Genomic DNA, 18,497 nt, shown 5'->3' with positions numbered 1-18,497 from the left:
AAAATAGAAATGATCTCCTTTTTTTTGAAAAAAGGATTCGAAAACTAAGTACCTATTCTTTTTTGGTTCCATCACAACATCCATCTCCATACATCCTACGGTTTATGAAATCCAAAAAGAGAGAAACTATAAATACGGTTTCTGGGATTCCTTATAAAGGTATAACTTTAATTGACATTTGAACCATTTACTTCAACTATCTTCGAAAGGTGAATTTCGGCATATTCTGCATAATTCAATAATTCTCCGTTCTTTCTTTTATAAAAATTAATTACCTTACTTTCAAAATGACCTTAAACAATCAATTCGTTTTAGTGTTATAACTGCTCATGGAAGACATTAACGCTTTACAAATAAAAATAGCTGAGTACGAAAAGCAAAATGCTGAATTATTGCTGCGTAACGAAGAGCTGAAAGATTTTGTAGAAAATGCTTCTATACCTCTCCATTGGGTAAATGAACAAGGAATAATTATATGGGCTAATCGAGCTGAGCTTGAAACGCTCGGCTACAGCGCTGATGAATATATTGGCAAGCCAATTCAAGATTTTCATGTAGAAGAATCTTCCATATCCGATATTTTAACCCGATTAACAAATAATGAAACCCTAAAGAACCACAGAGCAATTCTAAAATGTAAAGATGGAACATTAAAACATGTTCTCATCAACTCTAATGTGTATAGAAGGGACGGAAAATTTATTCATACCCGATGCTTTACCAGAGACGTTACCCCCGTTGTAAATGAAGATATCAGGAAAGAAGCACTATCAATAGCATTAGAGAATAGAGAATCCCAGCTTCAGCTTGCGATTGAACTTACCAATTTAGGTACCTGGGAGTGGGATCCTAAAACTGGCCAATTATTTTGGTCTGATGAATGCAAAAAGATTTACGGTTTTCCGCTCGAAGAGGAGCCCACTTTTGAACTATTCTCAAAATTAATTCACCCAGAAGATAATGATCGGGTGCTAAATGCAATACAAAATGCCCTTGAAGATAAAGATGGGATTTATGAAATTACCAATAGAATTATTCGCTTTGATAATCAAACCATTAGATGGATAAAGGTAAAAGGTAAAGTATATTTTGATGATCTTAAAAACCCTGAACGTTTTATTGGTACCGTAGTAGATATTACCGACAGTAAGCAAACGCAAGACAAAATTATTACGAGCGAAAGGTTATTTAAATCCATCGCCTTAAACATTCCAAATTCTTTGGTGATTGTGATTGATAAAGATCACCGCTACGTTACTATTGAAGGTGATTTAATGGAAAAAATGGGCTTTAACAGCGCAGACTATACCGGCAAACATCCCACAGAAGTAGCACCTCCTGAGCGCTACGAAGCTTCAAAAAATTTATACGAACGCGTAATGGCCGGCGAAAAATTTTCTGTAGAAAGGCAGAGCGAAGCTGGGGGCATTTTTATGGTACATTTTATTCCGTTAAGAAACGAAGAACAGGAGGTAGAATTGGGGTTGATTATTGCAATGGATATTTCTGAAATTAAAGAAGGTCAGGAGAAAAGCGCCAAGCTTGGAGCAATTATCGAATCAAGTGATGACGCCATTATCAGTAAAACCTTAGAAGGAATTATTACCAGTTGGAATAATTCTGCGGAGCGAACTTTTGGCTATACGGCCGAGGAAATGATCGGCGAGCCTGTTTTAAAATTAATTCCCTTAGATCGACAACAAGAAGAAGTTCATATCCTATCACGCTTAAGAAATGGCGAACGGGTAGAGCATTTTGAAACCAAACGTTTAAGAAAAGACGGTAGTTTGTTAGATGTTTCACTAACTGTTTCTCCTGTTAAAGATCCAACTGGCAATATTATCGGCGTTTCTAAAATTGCCAGGGATATTACAGAAAGAAAACAGGAAGAACAGCGTAAAAATGATTTTGTGGCTATTGTTAGTCATGAATTAAAAACACCCCTCACTTCTATTATTGGCTATATACAGCTGCTAATTTCCCAATCAAAAAGGGAAAATAATGAGCAGAGCTTAACCATCTTAACCAGAACAGAAATACAGGCCAAAAAAATGGCAGCCATGATCCAGGATTTTTTAAACCTGGCTAAAATGGAAGAGGGTAAAATTCAAATTAACCTTGCAGACTTTGAATTATTGCCATTAATCGTTGAAATAACAATGGATTCTCAATTTAAAAGCGATAAGCATGAGATTGTATTATCTGTAGATGATGGAATTGAAATCCATGCGGATAGGGATAAAATCGGTCAAGTATTAATCAATCTATTGAGCAATGCCATCAAATATTCGCCACAGGGTGGAAAAATAGTTATCGGAAGCGAAATCAATGGAGATGAGGTTAAAATCTTTGTTAAGGATGAAGGTTTGGGCATTCATCCCTCTGATCAAAAAAGATTATTTGATCGGTTTTATCGGGTAAATGATGATCGGGTTAAATCTGTTTCAGGGTTTGGGATTGGCTTATATTTTGTTTCCGAAATATTGCGTTACCATCAAAGCACTATTGAGATCGATAGTAAGGAAGGTGCTGGATCAACGTTTTACTTTAGTCTTGCGCTGAGCGATAAGCGATAAGCGGAAAGCGGAAAGCGTTCTGCACGCTTTACGCCAAGCTCCCATCTCTCAACTCCAAACTCTAAACTCTCAACTCCCTTGGCTTGCGATCAATAGTTCTCCAAAACTTTTCACATTATCTGCAATAATATCAGCTTTTACATCAGAAGAGGCAACATCTTCCATGGTGGCTTCTCCAGAGAGCACCAAAACGCCAAAAGCATTGGCATTTAAGGCCATCTTAACGTCTGTATATAACCTATCGCCTACCATGGCTATTTCTGAGGGTTCGAGTTGGTAACGATGTAAAATCCCATCTAACATTCGTGGATCGGGCTTGCCAATTACCATATCTGGCCATCTTTTCGTAGCTCCTTCTATACAGGCACAAATAGCTCCACAATCAACTAAAATTACAGGCTGATCGGTTGGGCATACCCAATCTGGATTTGTTGCGATATAAGGTAGTTTTTGGCTTGCCCACCAGGCCGCACGACATAGGCGAGCGTATACCAGAGAACTATCAAAACCTACAACAAGTGCATCTGGTACATCATTCGCATCATCTGCAGTAGAGATAAAACCGTTTCCTTCAAATTCGGCAATCATGCTAGGCGTACCCAAAATAAAGAGACGTTTAACCAGCGGGAGATGACTTTTAAGGTAATCAATGGTTGCCAAGGCCGAAGTATACATTTCTTCACGCGAAGCAGGAATTCCCATCTTTTCTAAATGCTTTAAATAGTCATTTGTACTTTTTGAGGGATTATTGGTTAAAAAAGAATAGCCTATTCCTGCTGCTTTAAGACTTGCTAAAAACCCGGGTGTATACGGAAACAGTGTACTGCCATTGTAAATAGTTCCATCCATATCAAGGGCTACATGCTTAATTTTTTTTAGTCGTTCCAGTATTTCTGGCGAGACAGCGCTTTTTATACCGTCGAAAGATTGGTTTGTAATCTGCATTTAATTAATTCGTTTCAGTTTCATATCCATGGGCTCTTGATTTCCAGCCCAATAAAAATACCAGACATCCTACAACACCAAGCCCTGTTAATATTCCGAACGTGGTATCCCACCCATAGTTATCCGCTAAAAGCGCAATTCCAACACCAGATAAAATCGTACTTGCATAACCAAACAATCCCGTAAAGCCCCCTGCTGTTGCCGCTGCCCTCCTAGTAGCCAAATTTGCTGCTGCAATACCTATTAACGCTTGCGGACCATAGATAAAAAATCCGATACCCATTAACAATGCTGTAATTACAAGAGTTGAGGGATGTTGGATCTGCCAAAAAACAGAGATACAAAGCGTCGCCCCGATCATACAAAACAAGCAGGTACGAATAGTTCTCCCTTTTAGATACTTATCTGTAACGTAACCAGCAACTAACATCCCTACAATTCCTGAAGCTTCAAAACCAGCTACCATCCAAGCCGCTTTAGACGGAATTTCAATCCCCTTCCATTGCTTTAAGATACTAGGGCCCCAGTCTAACATTGCATAACGGAGAGTATAAACAAAAAAATTGGCAACAGAAATAATCCAAATATTAGGGTTTCGGAATACCATTTTGCTTATAAATGCTTTATATTCTTTTGAATTTTCTTTTTTATCTTCATTTTTCACATGCGCTACACCTAGTTCTGGTAAGCCTACCGAAGAAGGTGTATCTCTTATGATAAACCATACCGCTATAGCCCCTAATAAGGCAACAATAGACGGAACGTAGAAACACCATTGCCAGCCCCATGAAACCACATATCCACATAATACTAGCGTTAATCCAGCACCGATCGAGTGGGAAGCATTCCACCACGACATTTTTGTCGCCAATTCTGTAGGAGGTACCCAGTGTGATAATAGTCTGGCACATGGTGGAAACCCCATTCCTTGAAACCAGCCATTAAGCACCCACATGATGCCAAATAAAAGTACCGTACTCCCAAATCCAAAAATGATGTTACAAACAGCACAAAGCACTAACCCGATTACCATAAAGTACCTCGAATTAACACGATCTCCTATAAAGCCGTTCGCAAATTTAGATACTCCATACATTAATCCGTGAAGTGTTAAGAAAAGACCTAATTGCACTTTGCCGATCCCTAAATCCTGTTCCATAAAAGGCATCGCAATACTGATGTTTTTCCGAACAAAATAATACATGGCATAGCCAACTATTGTGCCTACTATTGTTCTTGCCTGCCAGTTGCCGAATCTCTTTTTCGTTGGTGCATCCATCGATGCATATTCTGGGTTAATCGTGCTCATTAGGTATGATTTAATTCTAGTTTAGCAATTAATAGTTATTGTTGAGGGATTAGTCCGCAGCGATTTCCCAAATTCCGCCTTTTCCAAAGAGCTCTTCCAGCCACTGTTCTAAATATCCAGTTCTGATGGCCAGGTCTAAAATCGTAAACCTTCTTCTAATAAATTGGGCCCTGATAAAAGTTTCTCTTAATCTTTCACGCGCAATACCGATCTGTTCTGGAGCAGTTGGTGCACCTACAAGTTCCAATCGGCGTTTTGCCTCTTCGTACGGTACAACCTGTGCCGCTAATTTATTTTTAAGGCTTGGCCAATTATTCTTTAAAAGGGTTAGCTGTGCTTTCAGCTCCTCTCGGGTATTGTATTTCGCTTTTATTTCTTGAAGGCCTATTTCCGGAAAATCTGTTCCAACAAATATATCCAGTGCTGCGGCCTCTGCTTCGGCAGGAAGTGGCCAATTGGCACAACATGTTGCAATATCCAGATTATTAATGGCTGTGCCCAATAGACATTCGTAAAGTGCGGTTATGGCAATGGTTCCAATACTAACCTGAAAGCCATGAGAAATGTGTTCGCCATTGTTAAGATGGTTCTCCATGTTCCATAAATGACTAAATTGGTGTTCAGCTCCAGATGCCGGCCTACTAGATTTAGCCCATTGCATCGCAAAGCCACCTAACATTAGTCCTTCCACCAAGCGGGTTATAGCCTGAGGGTCGCCGTTTTTCACCCCCTCTGGGTCAGAAAGTGCATCATGCAATCCATCCTGAACAATAGACCATGCTGTAGGATCTATAGGCTCTACGTGTAGGCTATCAGCTAAAATCCAATCTGCACCTGCTGTGATCTTTGCAAATAGATCTGCATAACCCGAAGCGGTCATCTCCGAAGGAGCTTTACAAATAATACTGATATCGGCTAAACAAGCCTGTGGTGCCGGACAGTTGAAGGTTTGTTTTGCCCCATTTGCAGTAATGGAAGCACCAAATGCGGTATAACCATCCATTGATGCTGCTGTAGCAACACACATATATTGGCGGTTGGTTAAATGGGATGCTAATTTGGTAAGATCGTTAATCGTACCTGAACCAACTGCGATGGGAATAGCCTCATTGGTTTGCAAAAATGTTACCAGTTCATCAACAAAAGCATATTCTGCATATAAATGCGGATCTGAATAAATAAATGGGGCCAGTTGGTTTATACCTGCTGCATTTAAAATCTGTTTTACTTCTTCACCTGCAATCTTATAGGTTATGGTATCCGCAATAATTACAGCGGTTTTGCCAAAGAATTGTTCCGAAAATAAATCAGCTACTTCGGTTAAAAGCCCTTCACCTATTCTCAGTGCACGTGTTTCACTTGCTGCAGCTAGAGCTTCTTCAATTTTTGACATCATTTTTATCAAAGATTATTAATTTTTTTTTATTATGCTTATTATTAACGTAATAAAGCTGATTGATGAAAACATGGCAATATTCCCATGTTTCGTTTTGCATCGTTATTTTAAATTCTATGCTTTCAAAGAAAGAAAATAAAAACAAATTAAACAAATCGAAAGTGCTTTAACTGCTCAAAAATTTTCAATTATGAAGGGATTTTGGGAGCGGGGAGTTTGGGGTAAGGAGTTGAGGGTTGGGAGTTAGTTTAAATCGCGTTGTGCTCCGGCATTTGTAGCATGACAATTAGAAAAAGTTCAAGTAATCTTCTGTTTTCATTGTCTATAAAACTCAGGTTGTGCTTCGACAAGCTCAGCACGACAAGTTATGGAGTTTTTCTAGCATTGAACAAATTCAATCCTTTAATCCTAGTCCTAGTCTTATTGCCTCCAACCTCCGCCAAGTGCCCTATACAAATTTACTACAGCTTGTAATTTTTGCAGCTTATCATTCACACCACTTAATTGTGCTGCTAATAAACTCTGCTCAGAAGTTAATACATCTGTGTAATTTGTTGCAGAACTGTAACGCAATAATTCTTGGGTAAAATCTACCGCCTTAGTTAGTGATGCAATCTGTTTTGCTCTTGTTGTTTCTTTTTCGGCAGCCGTTTGGTAAGCGTACAGCGCATTAGAAACCTCTTGAGCACCCGTTAGAAGTGATTGCTGAAAGCTGTAGAGTGCAATTTGTTGCTGGGCTTCAGCGGTCGTAAGCCTTGCTTTATTTTGTCCCCTAGCAAAAAGGGGCTGTGTTAAACCGCCAACTAAATTGTAAAAGACAGCATTGTTAAAGAAATCCTTTAATTGTAAGCTGGATAATCCGCCAGCGGCTGTAAGGGTTAAAGAAGGATAAAAATATGTTTTAGCCACATTTTTGTTTTCAAAAGCTGCTCTAAACGCAAACTCTGCTGCTTGTACATCCGGTCTATTTTGGAGCAATTGAGCCGAAACACCGGTTTGCAGATTGGTAAACACCTCTTGACTAGCCAATGTAGATCGGTTTATACTTAAAGGAGCGTCTGCTAATAAAGTGCTCAATGAATTTTCAACTTCTCTTATGCTCCTTTTTAAATCTGGAATACTTACCTCTGCGGCATATAAATTAGCCTCACTTTGTACTACTGCTGCACCATTTACAACGGCCCCATCCTTTAAGGCCTTCATGGTCGACACATTTTTTGTTCGCGCCTCCACTGTTTTTATGGTAATCGCCAATTGCTGGTCTAAAGCTAATAGATTGTAATAGGCATTCGCAATATTAGCGATCAATTGTGTTTGCACTGCACGTTTAGCTGCATCGCTTTGCAATAAGGAGGCATAGGCTGATTTCTTGGCACTGCTTAATTTGCCCCATATATCGGCTTCCCAACTGGTACTTAATTGTCCTCTAAAGGTTTGCGTTTCCAGATCAATTGTTCCGGCCGGAAAGTTAACAGCGCGTGCAGATTGTTTTGAATCGGTTACTGATAAATCGCCCTGCAAACTTGGTAATAGGGCCATTCTACTTTGGTATAATCCAGCTTCCGCAATCTTTATCCTTTCGATGGCCTGTTTGAGGTCTAAGTTCTCGGCCAATCCCTTCTCAATCAAACCTTGTAAAATAGGATCTGAAAACAAACTCTTCCAAGGCAAATTAGCAATGGTGGTGGTATCTGTACCCTGTTTATCACGGTACAAATTGTCTGTTTTTAATGTGGGTCTGGTATACGTTTGTGTTACGCATGCACTCAATAAGAGTAAGGCAAAGCCGATGAGAGTGATAGAGTATCTATAATTGAGTTTCATTTTCTATTTAATTTAATGGGTTTCAGGTAACGGAAAGTCCAATTCTGATTGTTCGCCTTCAATTCCCTCATCGAAAGGAGACTTACTACTTATTTTTTCTTGAAGGGTTTGGAAGATGATAAACAATGCTGGGATCACAAAAATCCCGAAAATTGTTCCGATCAACATCCCGCCAACTGCTCCCGTACCAATTGATTTATTTCCTGCTGCTCCTACACCCGATGAAAGCATAAGTGGTAACAACCCTAAAATAAAGGCTAAAGAGGTCATTAAGATGGGGCGTAATCGTGCTGTTGCTCCTTCAATGGCCGCATTCACGATGCTCATTCCTTTACGTCGTCTACTAACCGCAAATTCTACAATAAGGATCGCATTCTTGGCCAACAGACCAACCAGCATAATTAATGTGATCTGGGTATAGATGTTATTATCTACTTTAAAAATCTTATCGAAAATAAATACGCCCGCCAATCCTATCGGCAAGGAAATCAATACCGCTAATGGAAGAATATAACTTTCGTACTGCGCACAAAGCAAGAAATATACAAACACTACGCAGAGCAAAAAGATAAAGATAGTCTGGCTGCCGCTACTCATTTCTTCGCGTGATAGCCCCGAAAATTCGTAACCATACCCTTGTGGTAAATGTATCGCCGCCTCTTCCTGAACTGCTTTTAAAGCATCCCCAGAGCTGAAACCTGCTTTGGGTGCCCCAGTAACTGCAATAGATGTGTATAGATTAAAACGAGAAATTGCTTGCGGACCATATACTTTTTCTAGGGTGATAAATTCGTTTATCGGCGCCATTGTACCACTAGCATTGCGAACGTAAATACTGTTTAGCGTTTGCTGATTTGCCCTATAAGGCGCATCTGCCTGATACATTACCCGGTACTGTTTTCCGAATTTGTTAAAGTTTGATGCGTAAACACCGCCGTAATAACCTTGTAAAACGCTCAGCACATCAGTTACCGATAAACCTGCCTGTTTTATTTTAGCTACATTAACATCAATCTGAAACTGTGGGAAATTAGGGTTAAATGAGGTATAAGCGTTCAAAATCTCGGGACGCTTGCTTAAGGCGGCTAAAAATCCTTGGGCAATTTCATTAAACTTCCTGATATCTCCCCCAGTTTTATCCTGGAGCTGGAATTCGAAACCTCCGCTGGTACCAAAACCTTGAATGGTTGGGGGTGCAAAGAAAATGATCTTCGCTCCTTTTATCCCCGCAGTTTTGGCAAACAGTTCGCCAATAATGGCCTTCACATCCCGTTTGCGCTCATCCCACGGTTTCAACCTCGAAATTACCATGCCGTAAGAACTTCCAGAACCACTGATCATACTCCGACCGGTAATCCTTAACGAGTTTTTCACCTCTGGTATTTTATGCACAATACTATCGATCCTTTCTAACACCAAGGCTGTTGCCTCTTGTGAAGTACCGGCTGGCAAAGAGATATCAGACATAATGGTTCCCAAATCTTCGTTAGGTACAAAGCCCTTTGGCGTGGTATTCATCGTCCAGATCAGTGCTACTGTAAAAAGCGCAATCCCTAAGCCTGCTATCCATTTTTTATGTGATAAAAAGCTTACTGATCGTTTGTAACGCTTGGTCATCAAATCAAAGCTGGTATTAAAACCTGTATAGAAACGTTGTAAAAAGTTTTTTCGCTTTCCGAGGTGATCAACATGAGGTTTTAGGAACAGGGCGCATAATGCCGGACTTAAAGTTAAGGCATTAATTGCCGAAAGGATAATGGCGATGGCCAAGGTTAAGCCAAACTGTTTGTAAAATACGCCCGATGATCCCTGGATAAAACTTACTGGGATAAATACAGCTGCCATTACCAAAGTAATGGAAATAATGGCTCCACTAATATCATCCATGGCATCTACGGTAGCTTTTTTTGCCGAGGTATAGCCATGGTCTAACTTGGCATGCACCGCTTCGACCACTACAATGGCGTCATCAACTACAATTCCAATGGCCAAAACCAATGCAAATAAGGTTAGCAGGTTAATGGTAAATCCAAAGAGGCTCAAGAAAAAGAATGTTCCGATAATAGCCACTGGTACACTTATCGCTGGAATTAAAGTTGACCTAAAATCCTGAAGGAAGATAAATACAACGATAAATACCAAAATAAATGCCTCTATTAATGTGTGCAGTACTTTTTCTATAGATGCGTCCAAGAAATCGTTTACGTTAATTAAGGCCGTATAGTGTACACCTTTGGGGAAAAATTTCGACGCTTCATCCAATGCTTTGATCGAATTTTCGATTACTTCTTTTGCATTTGAACCCGCTGTTTGATTGATGGCGATCCCAAGAGCGGGCTTACCATCAAATTTTACTGAACTCGCATAACTTTGAGCGCCCAGTTCTATTCGTGCGATATCTTTTAAACGAAGAACCTGACCATTGCTTCCTGTTCTAACAATCACATTACTAAATTCGGTTTCGTCTTTTAATCTTCCAGAATATTTTAAGGTGTATTGAAATGACTGCTCACCCTGCTCTCCAAATTGTCCGGGAGCTGCTTCTATATTTTGTTCGGCAAGAGCAACGCTAATATCGTTTGGAACCAAACCATAAGTGGCCATCACATCTGGTTTAAGCCAAATCCGCATCGTATAATCCATTAAACCAAACGCACTGGCATCACCCACTCCGTTAATCCTTTTAATTTGCGGAATGATGTTAATGTTGGCATAGTTTTGCAAAAACTTCTGATCATAGGATGGATCATCACTATAAATACCAAAAATAAGTACATTACTCGCTTGTCTTTTAGCGGTTATCACACCAGAACGTGTTACTTCGGCAGGAAGTAAACTGCTTGCCCTAGCTACCCTATTCTGCACGTTTACTGCAGCCAGATCAGGGTTGGTACCCAGTTTAAAGTTTACGGTAATAGTTGCAGTACCATCATTACTGGCAGAAGAGGTCATGTAGGTCATGTTTTCTACCCCGTTTATCTGCTCTTCCAATGGCACTACAACACTGTTCATTACCACATCAGCATTAGCGCCCTGATAAGAAGCCGATACCTGGACTGTGGGAGGTGCAATTTCTGGATATTGTGAAATAGGGAGGGTGATTAGCCCTAAGATTCCAAGTATGACAATAATTACTGAAATTACTGTCGATAGTACCGGTCTCTCTATAAATTTCTTAAACATATTTTCGATTTACGATTGTTGGTTTACGATGTACGATTGGAGCTCTGATAGTTATCAGGATATGATTTGTGATTAAAGCGATTGGAGTATTGATATCGATAACGCCAAACGCTTAGCGCTTAACGCTTCTTCACTTCAGCATACACCGAATCAGCATTTAAATCTTGTGGTTTTATTTTTGTGCCATCCTTTAACGATTGAAATCCTTCTAGCACCACTTTATCGCCTGCTTTTAGGCCTTTGGTAACTACATAAAATTTTCCTGTGGTAATTTCCATGATCTCAATTTCTGTACTTACAACTTTGGCAGAATCTCCCAACACGTAAACAAATTTCTTTCCTTGTAAATCTGTAGTTGATTTTTGAGGGATTAATATCACATTATTAAGATGTTGAGGGATGCGTACCGAAGCACTTGCTCCACTTTTTAACAAGGAAGTTGGATTTGGAAAAGTGGCCCTTAAACTTGCAGAACCAGTGTTGGTATTGATTTGGCTATTAATGGATTCTATCTTACCGTTTTCGGCGTAGACATTACCATCAGCTAGTACTAAACTTACAGCGGGAATATTTTTCATTTGAGCAGCGAGGGTTTTTCCCTTATATGTAGTAGAAAAATCCAACAATTGCTTTTCGTTTAAGGAGAAATAAGCATACACTTTAGAAATATTGGATACTGTAGTTAAGGGCTGCGCGCTATTTCCGCTCACCAAACTGCCGGTTTTAAAGGGAATACTGCCCACAATACCATCCGCCGGACTAGTTATACTGGTGTATCCTAAGTTTACTCTTGCATTAGCCAATTCTGCTTTTGCTTGTGAAAGTGCAGCTCTTCTGCTTTGCAATGTTAACAATGCAGCATCAAGATCGTATTTACTGATGATATCTTTTTCTACCAGGGGTCGGGTTTTATTTACTTGCAATTGCGCTGCGCTCACATTTGCTTCGGCAGCACTAATTGCCGCATTGGCAGTCCGTACCATTTGCTCATATTGTGGCGCGTTAATTTTGAAGAGCATCTGCCCTTTTTTTACAATCGCACCTTCATCTACGTAAATTCTTTCGATAAATCCATCTACTTTGGGCCTGATATCAATGTCTTGAATTCCTTCGATAGTAGCGGGGTAATCAGTTTGCAGTGTAGTTGATTGCGTACTTACTGCAAAAACCGGGTAAGCCTGTGGGGCCGCCGCCGCTGCCGCTGCTTGTGCGGCTTTTTCATCTTTACCACCATTACAGGCGGCTAAAAGAACACCAATAAATAAGATCGAGAGTTTAAATGTAAATTTCATATTGTTAGGGTTAATCTTGTAAGTCATATTTCAATTATTGGTATACCATTTCAAAAATTAATTGCTTTCGCTCTTTCATTAATTTTAGGTATTCGGCATCGCCGATATTATAAAGCGATTTATTGATACAGTTTGTAATTAATGGATAGGCCATTAGCGCAAATAAATTCATACAAAACTGGCGAGGATCCATCTTTTTGATTTTTCCTTTATCCATTTCAATCTTCACTTCTTTTAAAAAAGATTTGATTTTATTCTTTTTTTCCTCCGGAACAGGCTTTTCGCCTCGATTGAGTTCGGTTACGACGTACATTTCACGATATGGATATTTAATTGCCTGATCCATAAATACCGTGATCAGTTGGTGTATTTTGTCTTTAAATTCTAAATTGGCAACAAATACCGAATCAAGAACAGCCGACATATCAGCCCGCGCCTCTGTGGCCACTTGTTCGAATAGAATATCTCTAGACCTGAAATAATAATTTAGTAATGTTCGGTTTACACCAGCAGCATCAGCAATATCCTGTGTAGTGGCATGTAGCTTCCCTTCAGAAAAAAAAATCCGCTTGGCGGTATCTTTAATTAACTGCTCTGTTCCCTTATCTTTTGTTGCCATTTACAATTTTGTTTAACAATTTTGTTAAATGCAAATGTAGAGATATGTACGAGCTAGAAAAATTTCTATCAAAAATGTAGCGGATTTATGACAAAAGGGTGAACAATCTATCGTCTATGGACGATGGTCGATAGACAATAGTAGGTTCTATCTAAGGCATCATCAATTGATAAATTTGTCCTCTATTGCCAGTAAGCAGCACCAGTTTCCCATTTTTAGCTTTTTGAAGGGAGTTGAAATTTTGTGTAGAGATATTTTGCCAGTTGTTGCCGCCATCGGTAGAAAAGTCAGTGCCTGATGATCCCGTGGCAAAACACAATTTGTCAGTTACATACTCAACCGCAGAGCGATATCCAAGCACCGGCCTAATGGGTTTAACCCATGATTTTCCACCATTTGAAGTGAGCAATACATTATTTATACTTTCTTTATCTTTTAGGTAATTTCCTCCTACTGCAATTCCTTTTTTGGCATTATAAAATGCGATAGAGAATGGGCCAGTACTACTTTCACCCTGTATAATCGGACAATCATACACTTTCCATTTATTACCATAGTTGCTTGAGTAGAAAATTCTAGAGACCGACCCTCCGCTTGCGATCCAAACTTTACCATCTTTGGTTGTTCTAATTGTGGTGCCACTTGCTGCAAAACCAGCCTCTCCTACCTTAAGGTCTTCTTTCAGGTTTTTAGAAATATCATGCCAGGTTAAACCGCCATCTGTAGTTTTCAAAAGCTGCATTTTATTATTGATCGGATCACCGAAAATAATCCCCTCCTGTTCATTCCAAAATGCCATACCGTCTAAAAATATCGCTGAGTCTAGATTTTTATAGACTTCACGCCAAGTTTTGCCACCGTCAATTGTAGATAATATATATGCAGGCGATCCGGCATTTACAACAATCGCTTTTAGATTATCGAAGGCCTCGATATCTCTAAAATCAAGTTTCTCATACCCTTTTGGCTGTGTCCATTGCCAATTTTTACCTCCATCTGATGTTTTGCCCACATAGCCACCGCTGCCACTTACCCAAGCTACAGAATCTGTTACAACAGATAAACCTCGCATGCTGGTTTTAGTACCGGCAGTTAATTCTTTTAATGTATAGTTTTGAGCAAAGCTGATGATGGGGCAGAGTATTAGGAAATACAGGATCTTCTTCATTTTATATTTATTAAAGGGATAAATTTAAATAGGAATGGTCTATTTCACTCTTTTCCAGACTTCTGATCGCCCAATTAGTGAAATGCCAATATAGCCTCTAATATTTAATTGGCCATTTTTTATGGAGAGGTTACAACTATAGGTTTTGCCCGTTTTGGGTTCGTAAATAGTTCCGTCTGTCCATTTTTCATCTTCAAACACAAAATCCTTTAAGATCTCCAATCCCAAAAGAGGTCTTGATCTTAAACTTTCTGTGGGATTTTTACCATCTTGTTTTGGCTTTCCCCTTTCGTCAATCGGCTCTTTAAGCCACACCAATTTACCAAAGTATCGGTCTGATTTTTTATAGATCTCTACCTGGCCTTCACCTGATGGGTTAATCCATCTGCCCAAAATGTCATCCCTCTTCTGGGCTAACACAGTGGTTGCCAAGAACGAAAAAACAATTAAAGCAGCAAATTTTCTAAGCATGTGTTAAAGTTAAGCAATAGTATGGAAATTGCAAGAAGTGAGAAAGTCGGAAGATATGATTTGTTAGCATGGCGCAGAGATTCACCACCTAAGACACCTTAGACGTCTTAGGGCAAGATGTATTTAGTGCCCGGCTTGCCTAAGGTGTCGAAAAAATTAACCACTAAGAACGCAAAGACAGTTTCAACCAGCAATTTGCAGTGGCTATCCTCACGTGGTGAAAAAACTCAATGTATCTTCTAGTACGGCCGCACTCCATCCATTTTCTTCCATCAAAGAAATAATAGCGAACGCCTGAATTGGACCGCTTACATTTTCAACACGTAAAATCAGGTCGCAATCTTCAAGATCGAAGTTTGCACGGTAGTTCTCAAAGCTTTTATGAATCTTTGCAACCAACTGTTTGGCCTGATCAGCATCACTTACATTTGTTTTAAAAACTTCAACCATGATTGATGTATTACTCAGTTTACGTACACAATGTGGAAGCCAATTATTTCTTCTCGTCGTAATTTACCATCCATTGTATGCCGAATTTATCGGTTAACATTCCAAAATAAGCTCCCCAAAACATTTTAGCTAAAGGCATTTGAATATGACCGCCTGCCCCTAATCCAGCAAATAATTGATCTGCTTCTACTTCACTTTCAGTATCAATGGAAACAGAAATATTTGTTCCGTTAACAACCTGTTGCATCACCGAAGGCACATCGGTTCCCATTAAAACACTTGTTGGTCCAATAGGAAGTGCAACATGCATAATACCTTTATGTTCGTTAGCCGGCAAACCTTCACAGGCGCCAGGGTTATCTTCAAAACGTGAAAAAGTAGAAAATTCGCCGCCGAAAACAGATTTATAAAAGTTAAATGCCTCTTCTGTATTACCATTAAAATTTAAATATGTGTGGATTGTTGCCATGATGTATTTGGTTAATTGTTGAATTGGTTAATTGCGAATTGCTTAACTGGTTAATTGTTTAACTGGTTAACTGGTAGCTGATAACTGGTAACTGGCATTAGGTATTTTCCAGAATTTGTTTCAGGTTAGTTAAACTTTTACTGATATCCTTCCCCAAAAGATTATCTATTACTAAATTAAACAGTGTCATGGGAAATTTATTTCTTCCAACCATTTGCCATTTAACTTGCGTCTGATTGGCGCCAATCTCAGTAGTGAACATGTACATCTGAGCCACGTTCTTAAAGGGTTTTTCAAATCTCACCTCCACCCGTGTGCTCTTGCCTTCGTCAATTAGCATGATTTCCTGTTCGCCCTTACCGGCCTGTTTATTTCCTTCCCATTTGCTTAAAAATCCAACTGTACCGTCTGTGCCAAAATAATCTATCTTATTGGTAGGATCCTGCATCACCCAATACGAATACTTTTCTTGATTTTTCATCAATTTAACGTAATCGAAAACTTCATTCAGCGGTCGATCAATAATAACGTCTCGTTCAATAGTATAGGCTCCTTTTGTTATAAGGGCAAGGAATAAGAGGAAGACAATCAAAATTCCGATGACAAGCAAAATAATTAAGATAACATTCATAGCGTTTAATTAATATTTTTAAGATTAAACTACGACAATTTTAAGTACTGATGGATATTCTTTAATTGGTGCAGGTGTCGTTGAGTGTGGAAGATCACAAAATAAATGGCTTCTAACCGGGTAAGATGTCCAAGTTTTGGCAATTCAAAAGACAGGCAGGTTTTGTTAAGGTCTAAGGCTGGGATCGCTGTTGCAATATCATGTTTAATTTTCTGGATTTGAGCAAGAAGTTGCTCCTTATCATAATCTTTCATTTGAGGATCAATAAAATCTGGGGATTTCATTTTAGATTCGAAATTTAACAATATACTCCTAAGAATTTTTACCTTTTCATCAACTGGTCGTTCGGTTGGCGCAACTTCTCCATTCAATACCTTTGCAAAATTTCCCGCTGCTAAACTAATGTGCTCTACCACTTGTCCGGCAGTCCAGCTATCTTTATAAGGAATCTGGTTAAATAATTTATTGTCAAATTGGGAAATAGAGTTTTCTAAATCAGAAAATGTATCATTAAAAGTGGTTAATAGTTCGTCTTTGTTCATGCTTACATGTATTTAATACCATCATAATTTAATAACCTGCGCCATAGGGCGATTTGACCGATACAATTCGCTTCTCTGTACATATCAAAGGACACCATTTCGTAAACCGAAAAACTCATATCGGGGAAGGTCAAAACCTTATCCAGTTGTTCATCTGTAGCTTTTACAAGTTCTTCTCTTAAAATTGGAGAGATTTTGTCCCAATCCTCTTCATAACTTGCCAAGGATGGGTAGGTTACCCCATTTTGGATACCTGTATGATCTTTAAAGAGATCATTGGCGGCAGATTTTAATTCCTTTCCAAATAGATTAGCCAGTTCATATCTTTCCTGAACCAAGCTTCCTGCTAACCAAGCAATATGGTTTGCTTTGGTATTTAATCGCTTCCCTGCATCTTCATCAGAAATGCCTTCCAAAGCGCTGTGAAAATAAGTGCTGTGCATATCGTACAAATCGATTAGGCCGAGCAGTCTTGTACTTGTAGTTTTAGCTTCCATTTTAAATTATTTAGGTTATACTAAATTACAGAACTTTTAATGTAAAGAGAATGCTATAAAAGTCAATATTAGGGGGCATTTGAGCCAAATTTTTTATCTTAGTATAACCAATCCTAACTTTATGAAAAAAATAGGGGTTATTTTAACCAAAAACTATAAACTATTAAGTGTAGCTGCAATCTTAGAGGTATTTGACACCGTAAATTACTATAACCGAATTGCTGGAGAAGAAAATTCCTTTCAGTTGCATATGTTATCAGGCGAAAACTCTTCCCATACCGATGTATTCGGTTATCCACTAATACCTTTAAAAGATGCTCCCATATTTGATTTAATTCTGATTCCTGCCTTCACATCAGAAAATATGCCAGTTACCTTACACGAAAACCAGGCCTGTATTCCCCATATCATTAATCAATATAATCAGGGAGCAAGTATAGGTACTTTTTGTACGGGTGCATTTTTACTTGGGGCAAGTGGGTTATTAAACGGTAAAATAGCTACTACGCATGTGGATGCAAGCAAGGGTTTTGCAAATGCGTTTCCAGCAGTAAAGCTAAAAGCAGATAAAACAGTAACGCAAGACGGCAGATTATATACAAGTGGGGGCGCAACCTCTTCATTTCATTTATTGCTTCACTTTGTACAAGAATTTTGCGGAAAGGATATGGCAGTTAAGATTGCGAAGGTATTCGCGATAGATATGGATCGAGATAGTCAATCCTATTTCGGTACCTTTCAGCCCTCAAAAAACCACAATGATGAACTGGTAGCTTCGGCCCAACAAAAAATCGAAAGCAATTTTCATGATAGCACAACTATAGAAGAACTGATTAGGGATATCCCTTCGAGCAGAAGAAATATGGTAAGAAGGTTTAAGCAGGTAACCGGTATTACTCCAATAGAATATCTTCAGCAGACCAGAATTGAGGCGGCAAAAAAATTATTGGAACAAACCGGTCAGCAGATGACAGAAATCATCTTTAATTCAGGCTATAATGACCCTAAAGCGTTCCGCAAAGTTTTTAAAAAAAGCGTAGGGATGACACCTTCACAATACCGAGAGAAGTTTCAGGTGAGATAAGCGATTAGCTAAAACTAAACGATCCATCCATTATATCTTGC

The 18,497-nt window shown here is 39.1% G+C and carries 16 protein-coding genes and 2 pseudogenes; 4 read left to right on the top strand and 14 right to left on the bottom strand.

Annotation, left to right across the window (positions count from 1 at the left end; all coding sequences use genetic code 11):
• Nucleotides 1–329: 329 nt before the first annotated feature.
• The 3 genes and pseudogenes from AC6H0V_RS02915 to AC6H0V_RS02905 form a co-directional block, all read left to right on the top strand.
• A pseudogene (locus tag AC6H0V_RS02915) lies at nucleotides 330–1,874 on the top strand (PAS domain S-box protein); the annotation flags it as partial.
• A 15-nt stretch (nucleotides 1,875–1,889) separates the two neighbouring features.
• Nucleotides 1,890–2,042 (top strand): annotated as a pseudogene (locus AC6H0V_RS02910) (histidine kinase dimerization/phospho-acceptor domain-containing protein); the annotation flags it as partial.
• A gap of 9 nt (nucleotides 2,043–2,051) precedes the next feature.
• Complete coding sequence (locus AC6H0V_RS02905) at nucleotides 2,052–2,576, top strand: sensor histidine kinase (RefSeq protein ID WP_497563359.1); 525 nt, start codon at nucleotides 2,052–2,054, stop codon at nucleotides 2,574–2,576.
• A 69-nt stretch (nucleotides 2,577–2,645) separates the two neighbouring features.
• Here the strand turns inward: AC6H0V_RS02905 and AC6H0V_RS02900 are convergent, their stop codons facing one another.
• The 14 genes from AC6H0V_RS02900 to AC6H0V_RS02835 all read right to left on the bottom strand — a co-directional run bounded on the left by AC6H0V_RS02900 (nucleotide 2,646) and on the right by AC6H0V_RS02835 (nucleotide 17,372).
• Nucleotides 2,646–3,521 (bottom strand): HAD-IIA family hydrolase, encoded by an 876-nt coding sequence (locus tag AC6H0V_RS02900; RefSeq protein WP_497562211.1) that lies wholly within the window; start codon nucleotides 3,519–3,521, stop codon nucleotides 2,646–2,648.
• Nucleotides 3,522–3,525: 4 nt separating this feature from the next.
• Nucleotides 3,526–4,830, bottom strand: a complete 1,305-nt coding sequence (locus tag AC6H0V_RS02895) for an MFS transporter (protein WP_497562210.1) — start codon at nucleotides 4,828–4,830, stop codon at nucleotides 3,526–3,528.
• Between the two features lie 49 nt (nucleotides 4,831–4,879).
• Nucleotides 4,880–6,226, bottom strand: a complete 1,347-nt coding sequence (locus AC6H0V_RS02890; RefSeq protein WP_497562209.1) for a sn-glycerol-1-phosphate dehydrogenase — start codon at nucleotides 6,224–6,226, stop codon at nucleotides 4,880–4,882.
• Between the two features lie 420 nt (nucleotides 6,227–6,646).
• Nucleotides 6,647–8,050, bottom strand: a complete 1,404-nt coding sequence (locus AC6H0V_RS02885) for an efflux transporter outer membrane subunit (protein ID WP_497562208.1) — start codon at nucleotides 8,048–8,050, stop codon at nucleotides 6,647–6,649.
• Between the two features lie 12 nt (nucleotides 8,051–8,062).
• Nucleotides 8,063–11,233, bottom strand: coding sequence for an efflux RND transporter permease subunit (locus tag AC6H0V_RS02880; RefSeq protein ID WP_497562207.1), 3,171 nt, complete (start codon nucleotides 11,231–11,233; stop codon nucleotides 8,063–8,065).
• A 119-nt stretch (nucleotides 11,234–11,352) separates the two neighbouring features.
• Complete coding sequence (locus tag AC6H0V_RS02875) at nucleotides 11,353–12,525, bottom strand: efflux RND transporter periplasmic adaptor subunit (RefSeq protein ID WP_497562206.1); 1,173 nt, start codon at nucleotides 12,523–12,525, stop codon at nucleotides 11,353–11,355.
• 34 nt (nucleotides 12,526–12,559) lie between these two features.
• Complete coding sequence (locus AC6H0V_RS02870) at nucleotides 12,560–13,144, bottom strand: TetR/AcrR family transcriptional regulator (RefSeq protein ID WP_497562205.1); 585 nt, start codon at nucleotides 13,142–13,144, stop codon at nucleotides 12,560–12,562.
• A 151-nt stretch (nucleotides 13,145–13,295) separates the two neighbouring features.
• Entirely contained in the window at nucleotides 13,296–14,312 is a 1,017-nt protein-coding gene (locus tag AC6H0V_RS02865; RefSeq protein WP_497562204.1) for a WD40/YVTN/BNR-like repeat-containing protein, read from the bottom strand.
• A 39-nt stretch (nucleotides 14,313–14,351) separates the two neighbouring features.
• Nucleotides 14,352–14,783 (bottom strand): DUF2147 domain-containing protein, encoded by a 432-nt coding sequence (locus AC6H0V_RS02860; RefSeq protein ID WP_497562203.1) that lies wholly within the window; start codon nucleotides 14,781–14,783, stop codon nucleotides 14,352–14,354.
• 210 nt (nucleotides 14,784–14,993) lie between these two features.
• A complete protein-coding gene (locus AC6H0V_RS02855) occupies nucleotides 14,994–15,233 on the bottom strand; it encodes a hypothetical protein (RefSeq protein ID WP_497562202.1) in 240 nt (79 codons plus the stop codon).
• A 43-nt stretch (nucleotides 15,234–15,276) separates the two neighbouring features.
• Complete coding sequence (locus AC6H0V_RS02850; RefSeq protein ID WP_497562201.1) at nucleotides 15,277–15,702, bottom strand: VOC family protein; 426 nt, start codon at nucleotides 15,700–15,702, stop codon at nucleotides 15,277–15,279.
• 97 nt (nucleotides 15,703–15,799) lie between these two features.
• Complete coding sequence (locus AC6H0V_RS02845; protein ID WP_497562200.1) at nucleotides 15,800–16,333, bottom strand: SRPBCC family protein; 534 nt, start codon at nucleotides 16,331–16,333, stop codon at nucleotides 15,800–15,802.
• A gap of 29 nt (nucleotides 16,334–16,362) precedes the next feature.
• The gene (locus tag AC6H0V_RS02840) at nucleotides 16,363–16,875 is read right to left on the bottom strand and encodes a DinB family protein (protein ID WP_497562199.1); all 513 of its coding nucleotides are present in this window, start codon (nucleotides 16,873–16,875) and stop codon (nucleotides 16,363–16,365) included.
• 2 nt (nucleotides 16,876–16,877) lie between these two features.
• Entirely contained in the window at nucleotides 16,878–17,372 is a 495-nt protein-coding gene (locus AC6H0V_RS02835; protein WP_497562198.1) for a DinB family protein, read from the bottom strand.
• Nucleotides 17,373–17,493: 121 nt separating this feature from the next.
• On the opposite strand from AC6H0V_RS02835, the gene AC6H0V_RS02830 reads away from it, so the two are divergent.
• Nucleotides 17,494–18,456: a GlxA family transcriptional regulator gene (locus tag AC6H0V_RS02830; RefSeq protein ID WP_497562197.1), complete on the top strand. Its 963-nt coding sequence runs from the start codon at nucleotides 17,494–17,496 to the stop codon at nucleotides 18,454–18,456.
• Nucleotides 18,457–18,497: the final 41 nt, after the last annotated feature.

The organism is Pedobacter sp. NO84 (assembly GCF_059703915.1).
The sequence above is the reverse complement of the archived record's forward strand: the minus strand, read 5'-3'. Positions and strand labels throughout refer to the sequence as shown.

Bases quoted from the DNA above. Each gene is read 5' to 3' on its own strand.
- AC6H0V_RS02905 (WP_497563359.1), top strand. From the start codon at position 2,052: ATGGCAGCCATGATCCAGGATTTTTTAAACCTGGCTAAAATGGAAGAG.
- AC6H0V_RS02850 (WP_497562201.1), bottom strand. From the start codon at position 15,702: ATGGCAACAATCCACACATATTTAAATTTTAATGGTAATACAGAAGAG.
- AC6H0V_RS02875 (WP_497562206.1), bottom strand. From the start codon at position 12,525: ATGAAATTTACATTTAAACTCTCGATCTTATTTATTGGTGTTCTTTTA.
- AC6H0V_RS02845 (WP_497562200.1), bottom strand. From the start codon at position 16,333: ATGAATGTTATCTTAATTATTTTGCTTGTCATCGGAATTTTGATTGTC.
- AC6H0V_RS02860 (WP_497562203.1), bottom strand. From the start codon at position 14,783: ATGCTTAGAAAATTTGCTGCTTTAATTGTTTTTTCGTTCTTGGCAACC.
- AC6H0V_RS02830 (WP_497562197.1), top strand. From the start codon at position 17,494: ATGAAAAAAATAGGGGTTATTTTAACCAAAAACTATAAACTATTAAGT.
- AC6H0V_RS02870 (WP_497562205.1), bottom strand. From the start codon at position 13,144: ATGGCAACAAAAGATAAGGGAACAGAGCAGTTAATTAAAGATACCGCC.
- AC6H0V_RS02840 (WP_497562199.1), bottom strand. From the start codon at position 16,875: ATGAACAAAGACGAACTATTAACCACTTTTAATGATACATTTTCTGAT.
- AC6H0V_RS02835 (WP_497562198.1), bottom strand. From the start codon at position 17,372: ATGGAAGCTAAAACTACAAGTACAAGACTGCTCGGCCTAATCGATTTG.
- AC6H0V_RS02890 (WP_497562209.1), bottom strand. From the start codon at position 6,226: ATGATGTCAAAAATTGAAGAAGCTCTAGCTGCAGCAAGTGAAACACGT.
- AC6H0V_RS02855 (WP_497562202.1), bottom strand. From the start codon at position 15,233: ATGGTTGAAGTTTTTAAAACAAATGTAAGTGATGCTGATCAGGCCAAA.
- AC6H0V_RS02880 (WP_497562207.1), bottom strand. From the start codon at position 11,233: ATGTTTAAGAAATTTATAGAGAGACCGGTACTATCGACAGTAATTTCA.
- AC6H0V_RS02895 (WP_497562210.1), bottom strand. From the start codon at position 4,830: ATGAGCACGATTAACCCAGAATATGCATCGATGGATGCACCAACGAAA.
- AC6H0V_RS02865 (WP_497562204.1), bottom strand. From the start codon at position 14,312: ATGAAGAAGATCCTGTATTTCCTAATACTCTGCCCCATCATCAGCTTT.
- AC6H0V_RS02900 (WP_497562211.1), bottom strand. From the start codon at position 3,521: ATGCAGATTACAAACCAATCTTTCGACGGTATAAAAAGCGCTGTCTCG.
- AC6H0V_RS02885 (WP_497562208.1), bottom strand. From the start codon at position 8,050: ATGAAACTCAATTATAGATACTCTATCACTCTCATCGGCTTTGCCTTA.